The sequence below is a fragment of the Pseudomonas simiae genome, from assembly GCF_000934565.1.
In the GTDB taxonomy this organism is placed as follows: domain Bacteria; phylum Pseudomonadota; class Gammaproteobacteria; order Pseudomonadales; family Pseudomonadaceae; genus Aquipseudomonas; species Aquipseudomonas simiae.
In genome coordinates, this window is record NZ_CP010896.1 from 2,115,021 (window position 1) to 2,127,592 (window position 12,572).

General features: G+C 59.7%; 13 protein-coding genes. 9 read left to right on the plus strand and 4 right to left on the minus strand.

What is annotated here, in order from left to right; all coding sequences use genetic code 11:
- Positions 1–11 precede the first annotated feature (11 nt).
- Positions 12–1,016: a GlxA family transcriptional regulator gene (locus tag PF1751_RS09695; RefSeq protein WP_038453072.1), complete on the plus strand. Its 1,005-nt coding sequence runs from the start codon at positions 12–14 to the stop codon at positions 1,014–1,016.
- Here the strand turns inward: PF1751_RS09695 and PF1751_RS09700 are convergent.
- From PF1751_RS09700 to PF1751_RS09715, 4 genes are all read right to left on the minus strand, one after another.
- Positions 950–1,864, minus strand: a complete 915-nt coding sequence (locus PF1751_RS09700) for an alpha/beta fold hydrolase (protein ID WP_021492062.1) — start codon at positions 1,862–1,864, stop codon at positions 950–952. The two genes, PF1751_RS09695 and PF1751_RS09700, sit on opposite strands and share 67 nt — an antisense overlap.
- A 74-nt stretch (positions 1,865–1,938) precedes the next feature.
- A complete protein-coding gene (locus tag PF1751_RS09705; RefSeq protein ID WP_021492061.1) occupies positions 1,939–2,412 on the minus strand; it encodes an isochorismatase family protein in 474 nt (157 codons plus the stop codon).
- 48 nt (positions 2,413–2,460) lie between these two features.
- Positions 2,461–4,287, minus strand: a complete 1,827-nt coding sequence (locus tag PF1751_RS09710; protein ID WP_010211538.1) for a glycoside hydrolase family 15 protein — start codon at positions 4,285–4,287, stop codon at positions 2,461–2,463.
- Positions 4,280–5,080: a glucose 1-dehydrogenase gene (locus PF1751_RS09715; protein ID WP_010211537.1), complete on the minus strand. Its 801-nt coding sequence runs from the start codon at positions 5,078–5,080 to the stop codon at positions 4,280–4,282. Before PF1751_RS09715 ends, PF1751_RS09710 begins: the two co-directional genes overlap by 8 nt.
- Positions 5,081–5,333: 253 nt before the next feature.
- Here PF1751_RS09715 and PF1751_RS09720 point away from each other — a divergent pair, with 253 nt between their 5' ends.
- Genes PF1751_RS09720 through cysC form a run of 8 tightly spaced genes read left to right on the plus strand, consistent with a single transcriptional unit; the run spans position 5,334 to position 12,528 of the window.
- Entirely contained in the window at positions 5,334–6,056 is a 723-nt protein-coding gene (locus tag PF1751_RS09720; RefSeq protein ID WP_044286946.1) for an HAD family hydrolase, read from the plus strand.
- A gap of 25 nt (positions 6,057–6,081) precedes the next feature.
- Complete coding sequence (locus tag PF1751_RS09725) at positions 6,082–7,305, plus strand: transaldolase family protein (RefSeq protein ID WP_010211535.1); 1,224 nt, start codon at positions 6,082–6,084, stop codon at positions 7,303–7,305.
- Positions 7,302–8,030, plus strand: a complete 729-nt coding sequence (locus tag PF1751_RS09730) for a sulfotransferase-like domain-containing protein (RefSeq protein ID WP_042571005.1) — start codon at positions 7,302–7,304, stop codon at positions 8,028–8,030. Before PF1751_RS09725 ends, PF1751_RS09730 begins: the two co-directional genes overlap by 4 nt.
- A 10-nt stretch (positions 8,031–8,040) precedes the next feature.
- A complete protein-coding gene (locus PF1751_RS09735; protein ID WP_010211533.1) occupies positions 8,041–8,766 on the plus strand; it encodes an SDR family oxidoreductase in 726 nt (241 codons plus the stop codon).
- Entirely contained in the window at positions 8,763–9,899 is a 1,137-nt protein-coding gene (locus PF1751_RS09740) for a Rossmann-fold NAD(P)-binding domain-containing protein (RefSeq protein ID WP_021492059.1), read from the plus strand. Before PF1751_RS09735 ends, PF1751_RS09740 begins: the two co-directional genes overlap by 4 nt.
- Positions 9,900–9,906: 7 nt before the next feature.
- Positions 9,907–10,677 (plus strand): class I SAM-dependent methyltransferase, encoded by a 771-nt coding sequence (locus PF1751_RS09745; RefSeq protein ID WP_010211531.1) that lies wholly within the window; start codon positions 9,907–9,909, stop codon positions 10,675–10,677.
- Positions 10,678–10,687: 10 nt separating this feature from the next.
- A complete protein-coding gene (locus PF1751_RS09750) occupies positions 10,688–11,917 on the plus strand; it encodes an MFS transporter (protein ID WP_010211530.1) in 1,230 nt (409 codons plus the stop codon).
- Positions 11,914–12,528, plus strand: coding sequence for an adenylyl-sulfate kinase (gene cysC, locus PF1751_RS09755; RefSeq protein WP_052806506.1), 615 nt, complete (start codon positions 11,914–11,916; stop codon positions 12,526–12,528). Before PF1751_RS09750 ends, cysC begins: the two co-directional genes overlap by 4 nt.
- Positions 12,529–12,572 lie beyond the last annotated feature (44 nt).

Genomic DNA, 12,572 nt, shown 5'->3' on the forward strand with positions numbered 1-12,572 from the left:
TCACGCCAATCATGCCTCGAATCGTTCACGTCCTCGCTTTCGATAATGCCCAGGTGCTCGATGTGACCGGGCCGCTGCAGGTGTTCGCCTCCACCAATGACCTGGCGCGCCAGCGCGGCGAACCCTTGCCTTACGCGGTGTCGGTGATCGCCGCCCAATCGGAACCGGTGATGACCTCCGCCGGCCTGGCCCTGGTGGCCGAGCCGTTACCGGCTGCGGACGCGCCGTGCGATACGTTGGTGATCGCCGGCGGTTGGGGCGTGTACGGCGCTGCCGAAGACCCGGCCCTGGTGGATTGGGTGCGCGAGAAAGCCAAACACACCCGGCGCATGACGTCCGTCTGCACCGGCGCGTTCCTGCTGGCCGCCAGCGGCATGCTCGACGGTTGTCGCGTGGCCACTCATTGGACCCGTTGCGAAGAGCTGGCGCGCAAATTTCCTTCGTTGACGGTGGAGTCCAACCCGATTTTCATTCAGCAAGGTGCAGTCTGGACGTCCGCCGGTGTCACCGCTGGCATCGACCTGTGCCTGGCGCTGGTGGAGGAAGACCTGGGCCGCGCCATCGCCCTGGAAGTGGCGCGGCACCTGGTGGTGTTCCTCAAGCGCCCCGGTGGTCAGTCCCAATTCAGCGTGACCCTGTCCCTGCAAAAGGACGACAGCCGTTTCGCCGAACTCCACGCCTGGATGGCCGAAAACCTGACCCTCGACCTGAACATCCCCACCCTGGCCGCCCAGGCCGGCATGAGCGAGCGCAGCTTCGTGCGCCACTACCGTGCCGAAACCGGCCAGACCCCGGCACGCGCCGTCGAATTGATCCGCGTCGAAACCGCGCGCCGCCAACTGGCGGACAGCACCGCATCGATCAAACGCATCGCTGTGCAGTGCGGGTTTGGCTGTGAAGAGACCTTGCGACGCAGCTTCCTTCGCGCCCTGTCGGTGACGCCCCAGGCCTACCGCGAGCGCTTTTCGCCAAGCAGTTCAAGCAGCGCATCAAGCGTGGCGTGTGGCGCTTCCTGAGGAATATTGTGGCCCACGCCCGGCAGCACCTGGCGTCGGTAAAACCCGCTGAAATGCTCGATGTCATCATCCTCGTCGGGCGGCGGGCCCACGCCATCATCGGCGCCGCACAACGAAATGCTCGGCACTGAAATTGTCGGTTGCAGGGCCAGCGCGGCTTCAATGGATTCCAACGCCGGGTCGCCGGGCGCGTACATGAAACGATGGCGATACGAGTGAATCACCACCTCGACGAAATCCGGGTTATCGAACGACGACGCGGTCTGCTCATAAAGGCCCGGCCCCTCGGCCCAGGACGGCGACCACAGTGCCCACAACAGCTTGCACAGTTCACGCCGGTTGGCGGTCAGGCCGTCCACGCCGCGCTGGGTGTGAAAGTAGAACTGATACCACAAGCGATGCTCCGTCACCGGCGCCCTGGGCTTCAGTGACTTGGCGATGTCCTGGATGTTGTAGCCATCCCCGGTCACCAACCCGCGCACCCGCTCGGGCCACAGCGCCGCGACGATACACGCGGCACGCCCACCCCAGTCATAGCCGGCGAGGGTCGCCTGGGGAATGCCCAGCGCATCCATGAAATCCAGCAGGTCCTTGGCCAACGCCGCTTGTTGCCCGGAACGCATCACCTGCTCGTTGATAAAACGCGTCGGGCCATAACCGCGCAGATACGGCACTAGCACCCGACACCCGCGCGCGGCGAGTACCGGCGCGATCTCGTCATAGCCGCGCGGGTCGTAGGGGAAGCCATGCAGCAGGATCACCGGCGTACCGTCGAGTGGGCCGTGGGCTTCATAAGCCACGTCGAGCAGGGTGGTGCGCACGGTGTGCAGGGGGAAGGCGATGGTCATGGCGGACTCCTGTCAGGTGCTGGAACTCTAGCCGAAAGGCGTGACGGCAGGGTGCGGGACTGAAGGCTGGGGCGTTACGTGTCCAGGCCGAGGTCGGCGCGGCGCAGCACATGCTTGAAGTGATGCCGCCACAGGTCCACCCCCAACTGCCCCGACCGGTCCAGCGACGAACCCATCGTGAGATCGCTGATCAAGGTCGGCTGCAACCCCGCGTCAAATAGCGCAAACCCCGCCGCCAGCACACAGGTGTCGGTCTGGATGCCGCACACCAGTACGCGCTCTGGCCCGAGGCTTTTCAGGTAGGCAACGGTCTCGGGTGTCGGGGCGTAACCATGCTTGATAAAGATGCGGTCGGCTGCAATCAGGCTCTGGTCATTCGGTGCCGGTTGCCAGCCGAGCTGCCGGGCGAAGGGCGTGATGCTTTCGTCATGGCGTTCCACGGTGGCGACTGACGGCATGCGCCCGAGCAGGGCGTTGATGCCGTCCACCAGCCACGTGGGCGGGTTGAAGGAAGGTTGCACGTCGATGATCAGCAGTACCTGGCGCATGGCGTTCCTGTCCGTGGTCGAGGGCCTGCCCATTGTGCACAGGCCACTTCAGGGTTGCCAGGTGGTTTTCTGCCCGCTGAGCTTACGGTCCAGAAACGATGCCGCACTGATCAACGCCAGGTGGCTCAAGGCCTGGGGTGTATTGCCCAGGTGCCGGGCCTGGTTGTCGAACTCTTCGGCGTAGAGGCCCAGGGGGTTGGCGTAACGCAGCAGTTGTTCGAATTCCAGGTGGGCCTTTTCCACTTGCCCGGCGCGGGCCAGGCATTCGACGTACCAGAACGAGCAGGCCGCAAACGCGCCTTCGGTGCCTTGCAGGCCATCGATCTGGCTGTCGTCGTTGCGGTAGCGGTAGACCATGCCGTCGCGCACCAGGCTTTTCTGAATGGCTTCCAGGGTCGAGAGCCAGCGTGGATCGGTCGCCGCGACAAACCTCACCAACGGCATCAATAGCATGGAACCGTCGAGCGCCGTGGTGCCGGTATGCTGCACGAAATGCCCGCGTTCTTCGTTCCAGAAGTTGCTCCAGATGTCGGCGTAGATCGCTTGGCGAGTCTGGTCCCAGCGTGCAAACGGCGCCGGCAACGAACGCTTGGAGGCCAGGCGGATGGCGCGGTCCAGCGCCACCCAGCACATCAGTCGTGAGTGCAGGAAGTGATGCTGCTCGCCACGCATTTCCCAGATGCCCACGTCTTTGGTGTTCCAGATTTCACAGACCTGATCGGCCACCTCCACGGTGTGTTTCCAGCCTTCATGGGAGATGGCCTCGCCGTACTTGTTGACCAGGTAGACGGCATCCATCAGTTCGCCATAGATGTCCAGTTGGATCTGGTCGAACGCCTCGTTGCCGATGCGTACGGGTTTGGCACCGCCGTGGCCGGCGAAATGGTCGAGTTCGGCCTCCGGCAATTCCTGGCGGCCGTCGATGCCGTACAGGATATTGATCTTGGTCGGCTGGTTGCAGCAGTCGCTGACCCGGCCTTTGAGCCAGCGCATATAGGCATTGGCTTCTTCGACAAAGCCCAGGCGCATGAAGGCGTAGACGGTGAATGATGCATCGCGGATCCAGGTGTAGCGGTAGTCCCAGTTGCGCTCACCGCCGGGCGTCTCGGGCAGGCCAAAGGTGGCGGCGGCGATGATTGCGCCGTGTTTGCGCGAGGTCAAAAGCTTGAGGGCCAGGGCCGAGCGGTTGACCATTTCGCGCCAGCGCCCGCGGTAGTTCGATTGCGCGATCCAGCCGCGCCAGAACGTCAAGGTGTGGGCCAGCGCCAGGTCGGTGCAGCGGCTGTCCACCCGTTCATCCTCCTGGCCACCGAGGACGAACTCGGCGCCTTCTTCCTGGCCCAGGGTAAAGCTGGCCACGGCAGCACCGTCTTTGATCTGCAGCGGGTAGCTGCCGGACAATCGCAGACCGGGTTGGCCTTCGGCGCTGAAGCACACCGTGCCATCGTCACGGGTGGCTTGGGTGGGCGTTCGCGCGTAGTCGTGGCGTACCGCACAGCGCAGATGAATGTCGGCCTTGCCACTGACCACACGCACCCGGCGGATCAGCAGCGGCAGGTCATCAACGTCCTCGCTGATGGCCAACAAGTCAGTGATCTCCACCACGGCCTCGTCGCTGAGCCAGCGCGTTTGCAGCACGTTGGTGTCGGGCAGGTAGATCTGTTCGCGACGGGCGTTGGGCAGGTCCGGGGTGAGTTGGAAAATGCCGGCGTCGGGACTGTCCAGCAGCGAACAGAAGATCGACGGGCTGTCGAATTCCGGCCAGCAGAAGAAGTCGATGCTGCCTTTGTCGTTAACCAGTGCGGCACTGCGCATATCGCCGATAATGCCGTGGGCATCGATGGGGCTTTGTTGTTCGTTCTTCAAATCAACCATTGCCACGGAACTCCGGATAAAGGCTCATGCCGCCATCAATAAAGAGCGTGCTGCCGACCACATAATCGGACGCATCGCTGGCCAGCCACACCACGGCGTTGGCCACGTCTTCCACGTCGCCGACTCGCCCGTAGGGGATCAGCTTCAACAGTTCCTTCTGCGCTGCGCCTTCGGTGGCCGCGCGATTGATCGCGGTGCGTATCGCCCCCGGCGCAATGCCGTTGATGCGGATGCGCTGTTCGCTGACTTCCTGGGCGAGGGTGCGCATCAGCATCTCCACGCCGCCCTTGGACGCTGCGTAATTCACATGCCCGGCCCAGGGGATCAGTTGGTGCACCGAACTCATGTGGATGATTTTGCCCGCCGCCCGCGATACGCCTTCGCGCACGCCCTGGCGGTTGAAGATGCGCACCGCCGCGCGGGCACACAGGAACTGGCCGGTGAGGTTGACGCCGATCACCGCGTTCCAGTCGTCCAGGCTCATGTCCACCAGGTTGGCGTCCTTCTGCATCCCGGAGTTGGCCACCAGGATGTCCAGGTGACCGAAGGCATCCAGGGTCTGGGCAAAAAGACTTTCCACATCGTCTTCTTTTGAGACGTTGGCGCCGATGGCAATCGCCCGGCCCCCCTCGGCGTTGATCTGCTCTGCCAGGGCCTCGGCCGGTGCGGCCTGGCTGTTGTAATTGAGCACCACGGCCGCTCCGGCTTGCGCCAGTGCCTTGGCCGCGCCGGCACCGATTCCGGAGCTGGCACCGGTCACCAGCGCTACTTGTTGCTCCAACGAAATACGCATTGCTCACCGACCTTGAATTCGTGAGTTCAAGTAGCTGACTGATCGCGCGCAAAGGAAGTTCACCCGTGTGAAATTAGCGACTACAACCATGGTGAAAAATGGAATAACAGAACTATAAAAAATAACCATAAGATACTAAAAAACCGCTCAAAAGCGTTTGACAGGCTTTTTCGCCGCGTGTCTTATAGGCACACATCAACCCGCTCCGTTGGTAGTTCGGAAGTCATCGCGGGGCCACCTATAAGAGAAATCCATGTGCCATTCGGCCGATATAGGGGAACTACCCGTTCAGGTAAAAGCAGCGGCCTTAGTTGGCGTGCATAAGTTAGTTGGCGTGCCTAAGTTAGTCATCTTCGATTGCGATGGTGTCCTCGTCCAAAGTGAAGAAATAACCCTGTCTGTATTGATCTCCATGCTTAATGCTCTTGTTCAGGGCGACACGATGCTTGATGTGACACATTTCACCGAACACTTTCGTGGGCGGAAGATTGCTGAGTGTTTGCGCGAAGCCGAGCAGATATTGAACATCAGTGTGGACGAAGTGTTTGAACAACGCTTTCGCGAGCGAGCGCTGCACGCGCTGACACTCGGGTTGACAGCGACGGAAGGAATAGTCGAAGTGCTGGAAAGTTTGGAAGTGCCTTATTGCGTCGCCTCGAGTGCACCACGCAATAAGATAGAACACTGTTTGCGCCTGGCTGGACTGTTTTCTTATTTCGAAGGGCGGATATTCAGCTGTTATGAATTGGGTCGTTGGAAACCCGATCCGTTGGTGTTTATGACGGCTTGTCGCACTTACAGTATTGATGTGAGTGATGCGCTGGTAGTTGAAGACAGTGTGACGGGTATCCAGGCAGCCGTTGCTGCCCAAATAAAAGTGCTGGGCTTTGGTCCACCGCATCGGCATGCGCAATTGGCCGCGGCGGGAGCATTGCCGATTGCCGACATGCGTGAAGTATTGACCATTTTCAATTGACTTATTAACTCAGGGAGGCGGCGTTGTGAACACACTTGGTTACCTGGAACGGCTCAAACGCAACGATCAATCTTCAGAAGTGTGGTGGGATTCGTCGCCTGCCGTGTACCTGCCGTACAAACAACACCTGCTGGAAAAATACCCGGCGGCCGCGGTTTATATAGAAGCGTTGATGCCGGATGAGTTTTCCCAACCTTGGGGCTTGTGCAGTGCGACCACCAACCCCCGGTTGGTGACGGCCGTGATCCTCGATAAGCGTGAGTATTGGTCCTCACGTTTCAACTTGGCCAACCTGTCTCCCAGTGAGTTGCGCAAGCAGTTGTACAACGAGGTCATTGTTGAAGGTGCCGCGACGCTGATGCCAAGGTGGGTGCAATCGGCACAGGTCGAAGGTTGGATTTCCGCCCAGGTCGACCCGGTTGACGTGCGCTGTACCGAACGGATGACCACCCGAGGGTTGGAGTTGCAGCGCCTGGCGCCGAACGTGATGGTCAAGGTGCCCGGCAGTCTGGAAGGGCTGGTCACGGTCGAACACCTGGTGGCCCAGGGTGGGTCGGTGAATATCACCTTCTGCTTCACGGTTGCGCAGTTCCAGGCCGGTATCCAAGCCATCGAGCGCGGCTTGGCGACTGCGCGCAGCAACGGGATCGACACCGGGCGCTGCAAGTACGTGATCACCTTCATGATCGGGCGTTTCGCCTGCCAGCCCGAGTTCACGCTGCAGGCTGCCGAGCGTGGTCTGGCCTTGAGTGCCGAGGAACTGCGCTGGGCTGAGTTGTTGATCTACGAGCAGATCCAGGCGCTGGTGGCGGCCTCGAGCGTGCCGGTCAAGACCCTGCTTTCCAGCATAAAGGTCGATGTGGACGAACGTGGCAACAAGCATTGCTGGCATCTGGAGAAGACCGGGCAGACGGCGACCTGCTACACGCTGACACCGGAGGTGGTGGAGTTCCTGATCGAGCGCGAAAGCCATGGCAAACCCGTCGTACCCGCGCTGGAGCACCAGAAACCGCCCACGTCGACCTTTGCGAAGCTGATTCGCATCCCCTATTTCTACGAAGCCTACTTTGTCGACAGCATTGAACCGTACGACTTCGGTAACCATGAAGCCTTTATCAACGCCTGCAATGAAGCCAACAGCGCGCATCGGCGCCTGGCGGATTACTGCGTTCGGCTCTGCCCAGTGACCAGACCGTTCAAACGCGCACTCAACGCGTTGCTCGCCGCCGAATTTGGGGTGATTGCATGAACAGGATGATCGGATTGTGGGCGCACCCACGTTCGCGCTCCACGGTGCTTGAGCGCGTATTTATCGAGCGGGGCGATTTCGAGGTCTTCCATGAGCCTTTTGCGCATATGGCATTTTCCGAGGACTCGGCGATCCCCTCTGATGAGTGGGATCACAGTTTGCCCACGACTTACCAAGGCATTAAAGAACATCTGCTTGATGCCCGTGAGCGTGCGAATGTCTTTCATAAAGACATGTGTTATCACTGTTTGGATGACTTGAAAATTGATATTGGCTTTCTCGCGCAACAGGACAATATCTTTCTTATTCGCGAACCCGCCAGCAGCATTATTTCCCATCATCGGGTGCATCCCGAAATGCCCTTGCAGGCCATCGGGCATAAAGCGCTGTACGACATATTTTGTGTCGTCACCAAACTGACGGGGAAAGTGCCTTATGTAATCAATGCCGATGATTTGGCCGCAGAACCGGAGCGGGTGATTCGCAAATTGTGTGATCACCTGAATATAGAGTTTCTGCCACACGCCATGACGTGGAAACGTGAGTGCCCACAACAATGGAAGACGTGGCGTAGTTGGCATGTCGAAGCGGAAAACAGTGAGCGGATTGTTTCGCCAGATAAGCAGGGCGTCGATATTGAAGCAGTCGAACAGTATCCGAAGTTAAAGGCGATGTATGAATACCATCGAACGTTTTACGCGCGCATGAATGAATTTTGCCAATAGGGATTGTTGTATGAAAAAGTTGATTGTTACTGGAGCGGCCAACGGAATTGGCCGAGCCACTGTGGAATTGGCGATTCAGCAGGGTTATTTCGTAATCGGTGCGGACAAGGATGCCGAGGGCCTTAACGTGCTGCAAGGTCTGTATGGTGCTGATGTATTCGAGGCGCACAGTGCTGATTTCTCGGATATGGCTGTTATCAAGGGGTTTATCCCAACGCTTTATGAGCGGCATGCAAGTATTGACGGCCTGGTCAATAACGCCGGTATTTATCACGGCAAAAGTGTCTATGCCTACTCCGATGAGCAGATAGACGAGATCCTCACCGTCAACCTCAAGGCACTGGTTTACCTCTCCAAGGACTTCGCCGAACGGGAAATGCAGCATGAAGCCCCGCGCAGCATCGTCAACATCGCTTCGGTGGCCGGTGAAGTGGGCAGCTGCGATGCGCTCTACGGCGCCACCAAGGCGGCGGTGATCGGCCTGACCAAGGCCAATGCCTGGAACTTTGCGCCGTTCGTACGGGTGAACGCGGTCTCTCCGGCACTGATCCATGAAACCGCCATCTACGGCACCATCCCCGAATACCGACGCGCCGAGTACGCCCGCCAGGAAGTGCTCAAGGAGCCGATCCTGCCCAGTGGCGTGGCCGAGGTCATCTTGCTGCTGGTGGGCGATGCGATGCGCCATATCACTGGCAGAGTGATTCCGGTCGACAATGGAGCCTACCCACGATGAGCCTTCCGGTACGTAAGAGGAAACTGTTGCTGGTGGGCGCTGGCAACCTGTGCCTGCAGATCCTGAAGATTCTGGGGCCGAAAAACGCGTTCGAGTTTGTGGTGTTGGGCCGCAATGAGGAGGCCACGATCCGGCTGTGCAACCTGGTGGCGTTGTCCTGTGCGCAACTGGGCCAGTTTATCGACATCAAACCGGTGATTGCCGACCTGACGGACATCGGCAAGGTCACGCGGCTGTTACGTGAAGAAGCCCCGGATATGCTGGTGAACTGCGCGTCGTTGCAGTCATGGCGGGTCATCACCGGGTTGCCCAAGCTGTCGTTCGAGAAGCTCGACCAGGCCCAGTTCGGTCCCTGGCTGCCCATGCACCTGACGTTGATGCATTGCTTGATGCAGGCGGTGAAAGCCTCCGGCATCGCTACCAAAACCGTGAATGCGGCGTTCCCCGATGCGGTCAACCCGATCCTGGCGCGCATCGGCCTGGCGCCGGACATTGGCGTCGGTAATGTGGCCAATCTGGTTCCGGCCGTGCGCCTTTCCATCGCACGCTTGCTTGAATGTGCACCCGCTGATGTGCAAGTGCAGCTGTATGCCCAGCACTACTTCAGCCACTACGTGCCGCGCGGTGGTTTGCCACCGCGTGCCAGCTACCGCCTGCTGTATGACGTGCGCAATCGGCCAGAGGTGGCGCGCCTGCCGGCCGAGGCGATTTTCTCAACGGTGAAGTCCGAGTTCCGTCGCCTGGGCGGGGTGGATGGGCAATTCCTCACCGCGTGCTCTGCGGTCACGGTCATCGAAGGGCTGTTCTCGTCCGTGCCGGTCCTGGTGCATGCGCCGGGTCCTCTCGGGCTTCCGGGCGGCTATCCAGTGTGGCTGCACGAAGGGCGGATCCAGGTGCAGTTCTCCGAGGCTTGTCCACAGGATGAGGCGGTGCGCATCAATAGCATCTGCCAGAGCCAGGACGGCATCGACGAAATCCACTGTGATGGTTCGGTCACTTACAACCCGCACTGCATGGCCGTCATGCAATCGATGCTGGGGTACTCCAGGAACACCATGTCCATCGAGCAGTCCGCCGAGTTTGCCCATGAGCTGGCGAGTAAATACCTGGCCTTCAAAAATTCAACCTGGTAGGTGTGTGATGAATCAGATATCGGGGCGCAAGCACAACGATGTACCCAGCTATGCCAGGCAATATTCGGCGGATTTCGTCGAGCGTTGGGATGAGCTGATCGATTGGGAAAAACGCAAGGCCGGGGAGGGCGGGTTCTTCGAAAACCTGCTGCGCAGCCACGGTGTGCGCTCGGTGATCGACGTGTCGACGGGCAGCGGTTTCCATGCCGTCCAACTCAAGCAGGCGGGCTTTGAGGTGGTTGCCACGGATGGCAGCAGCACCATGTTGACCAAGGCGCGGGCGAACTTTCGCAAACATGGCTTGGACATTCAGTCCCATTATCGCGACTGGCACTCACTGGATCCCCAGGAACTGGGCCAGTTCGACGCCGTGGTGTGCCTGGGCAGTTCGCTGTGCCATGTCTTCGCCGCCCACGATCGGTTGCGGGTGTTGGCGAGGTTCAGGGCTTTGCTCAAACCGGGTGGTTTGCTGATTGTGGATCAGCGCAATTTCTTCGCCATCCGTGCCGGCAACTACAAGGCCAGCGGAAATTACTATTACTGCGGTAAGAACGCGTCGGTCAGCCTGGGACAGGTCGATGAGCACCTGTGTGAGTTCATCTATTCCTTTGATAACGCGGAACTGTACCGGCTGCAGGTCTATCCCCTGTTGCCGGGCGAATTGAAGGGGGAGGTGCTCAAGTCCGGGTTCACCCACCATGAGAGTTACGGTGATTTCGAACTGGACTACGACATGATGGATTGTGATTTCGTCATCCACACTGCGCGCGCCGAATAAGGAGGGCTTGATGAGCACACTCGTACAGAGCAATGCGCGCCCCTTGGACAGCGTCGTGCTGGCGGTGGTCCTCACCGGGTTCGTGGCCAGCACTTATGGTTTTGGCGTTTACCTGTTCGCCAACCTGGTGGTGGACATGCGCCGCGACATCGGTTTCGACTACACCACCGTGGGCCTGATCACCGGCGGCGCGCAGATTGGTTTCCTGCTGTTTTCATCGGTTACCAGCTATATCAGCCGGTTTTTCGAGGGATGGAAAATCAGCCTGGTGTCTACGGTGATGACGTCCCTGGCGCTGCTGGGGTTAAGCGTCAGTAACAGCATCTGGTTGTCGGGGGCGCTGTTGATCTTGCTCGGTGGCTGTTCCGCTTCGGTGTATATCCCGTTGGCGGAGATCGTTACCAAGGGGTTCAGCCCGGGCAATCGCTCGCGGGTCATGGGGCTGATTTCCAGCGGCACCAGCTACGGCGTATTCATCAACGGTTTGCTGGTGTCGTTTCTGACACTCAATGGTGGCTGGCGCTCGATCTGGCTCACCGCCGGGCTGATCTCGGTGGCCCTGTGTGGGGTGGCGTGGTTTCTGTTGCGCAACCTGGCTGCGGGCCAGGACGCCGGGTTTTCCGGCGAGGACACCACCGCCTTTGACCGTCAGCAACCCTGGCTCGGTCGCTCGTTGTACCTGACCTGGGCCATTGCCTTTCTCAATGGCATGGCGTTGCTGCCGTTCCAGACTTACCTGGCGCCGTTCCTGCGCGATGAATTGGGTGTGTCGGTACGGGACGCCGGGTTTATCTGGACCACCCTTGGTGCCGTAGGCATGGCGTCGGGTTTTCTGGTGGGCTGGATCGCCGACAAGGTGGGCGTGCGCGCGTCGCTGGCAATGTGTTTCCTGAGCGCGGGGCTGGCCGCCAGCCTGGTGTTCAGTTTCAACAGCCTGCCGTTGTTCTATCTGGCGGCGTTTCTGTTTGCGCTGGCGTTCTATCCCATCTTCGGGCTGGTCCCCAGTTATATCGGGCAAATCGTCCCGGTCAGCCGTCTGACCCAGGCCTTCGGTATTGCCAACGTGTTGATCGGCCTGGGTGGCGTGTGTGGCAATTTCCTGGGCGGGTTTTCCAAGGATTTGACCGGGTCGTTTTCGACGGTCTACTGGGTGGTGGCGCTGTTGCTGTTCGTGCAATGCGTGATGGTGTTCCTGTTGGGTAAACGGCCCATTTCGGTCGGGGAGGGCGAGCAGTCATGAGTTATTTTCCAGACACTTCAAACCAGAACCTGCACGCCTTTGCGTTCAGCCGCCGGCGCGCCGGGCATCCGAGCATGAAACACAAACCCGTGGTCATCTGGATGACCGGCCTCTCCGCGTCCGGGAAGTCGACCATTGCTGATGCGTTGGATATCGCGCTGCAGGAGCAGGGGCGAATCACTGCCATTATCGACGGCGATTCGGTACGCGGCGGGCTGTGCCGGGACCTGGGGTTTACCGACAGCGACCGCGACGAGAACATCCGTCGCGTCGCCGAAGTGGCGCGGTTGATGCTGGAGGCGGGGTTGATCGTGATCGTGGCGCTGATTTCACCTTCGTCGGCCAGCCGGCACTTTGCGCGTTCGATCATCGGCAACGAGTTTTTCGTCGAAGTGCATGTGGATGCGCCGTTGGAAACCGCGAAAAAACGTGATCCCAAGGGTCTGTATAAAAAAGCCCGCGCCGGGTTGATCAAAAACTTCACGGGTATCGACTCCCGCTACGATGTACCGGTGTTTCCGGAAGTGCATTTGGATACCCAGGCGCTTTCAGTGGAACAGTCGGTCGCGACGATTCTTGATTGGGTGGCGCATAACGACGGTTGCACCTAGCCGTCTGTCTTTGCGCGAGGATGACACTGTCTGCATGCTGAAAA

What these genes read in the sequence shown, in the direction of transcription:
- PF1751_RS09750 (WP_010211530.1), top strand. Translation starts at nt 10,688, where the DNA reads ATGAGCACACTCGTACAGAGCAATGCGCGCCCCTTGGACAGCGTCGTG.
- cysC (WP_052806506.1), top strand. Translation starts at nt 11,914, where the DNA reads ATGAGTTATTTTCCAGACACTTCAAACCAGAACCTGCACGCCTTTGCG.
- PF1751_RS09740 (WP_021492059.1), top strand. Translation starts at nt 8,763, where the DNA reads ATGAGCCTTCCGGTACGTAAGAGGAAACTGTTGCTGGTGGGCGCTGGC.
- PF1751_RS09695 (WP_038453072.1), top strand. Translation starts at nt 12, where the DNA reads ATGCCTCGAATCGTTCACGTCCTCGCTTTCGATAATGCCCAGGTGCTC.
- PF1751_RS09745 (WP_010211531.1), top strand. Translation starts at nt 9,907, where the DNA reads ATGAATCAGATATCGGGGCGCAAGCACAACGATGTACCCAGCTATGCC.
- PF1751_RS09730 (WP_042571005.1), top strand. Translation starts at nt 7,302, where the DNA reads ATGAACAGGATGATCGGATTGTGGGCGCACCCACGTTCGCGCTCCACG.
- PF1751_RS09700 (WP_021492062.1), bottom strand. Translation starts at nt 1,864, where the DNA reads ATGACCATCGCCTTCCCCCTGCACACCGTGCGCACCACCCTGCTCGAC.
- PF1751_RS09710 (WP_010211538.1), bottom strand. Translation starts at nt 4,287, where the DNA reads ATGGTTGATTTGAAGAACGAACAACAAAGCCCCATCGATGCCCACGGC.
- PF1751_RS09705 (WP_021492061.1), bottom strand. Translation starts at nt 2,412, where the DNA reads ATGCGCCAGGTACTGCTGATCATCGACGTGCAACCTTCCTTCAACCCG.
- PF1751_RS09720 (WP_044286946.1), top strand. Translation starts at nt 5,334, where the DNA reads ATGTGCCATTCGGCCGATATAGGGGAACTACCCGTTCAGGTAAAAGCA.
- PF1751_RS09735 (WP_010211533.1), top strand. Translation starts at nt 8,041, where the DNA reads ATGAAAAAGTTGATTGTTACTGGAGCGGCCAACGGAATTGGCCGAGCC.
- PF1751_RS09715 (WP_010211537.1), bottom strand. Translation starts at nt 5,080, where the DNA reads ATGCGTATTTCGTTGGAGCAACAAGTAGCGCTGGTGACCGGTGCCAGC.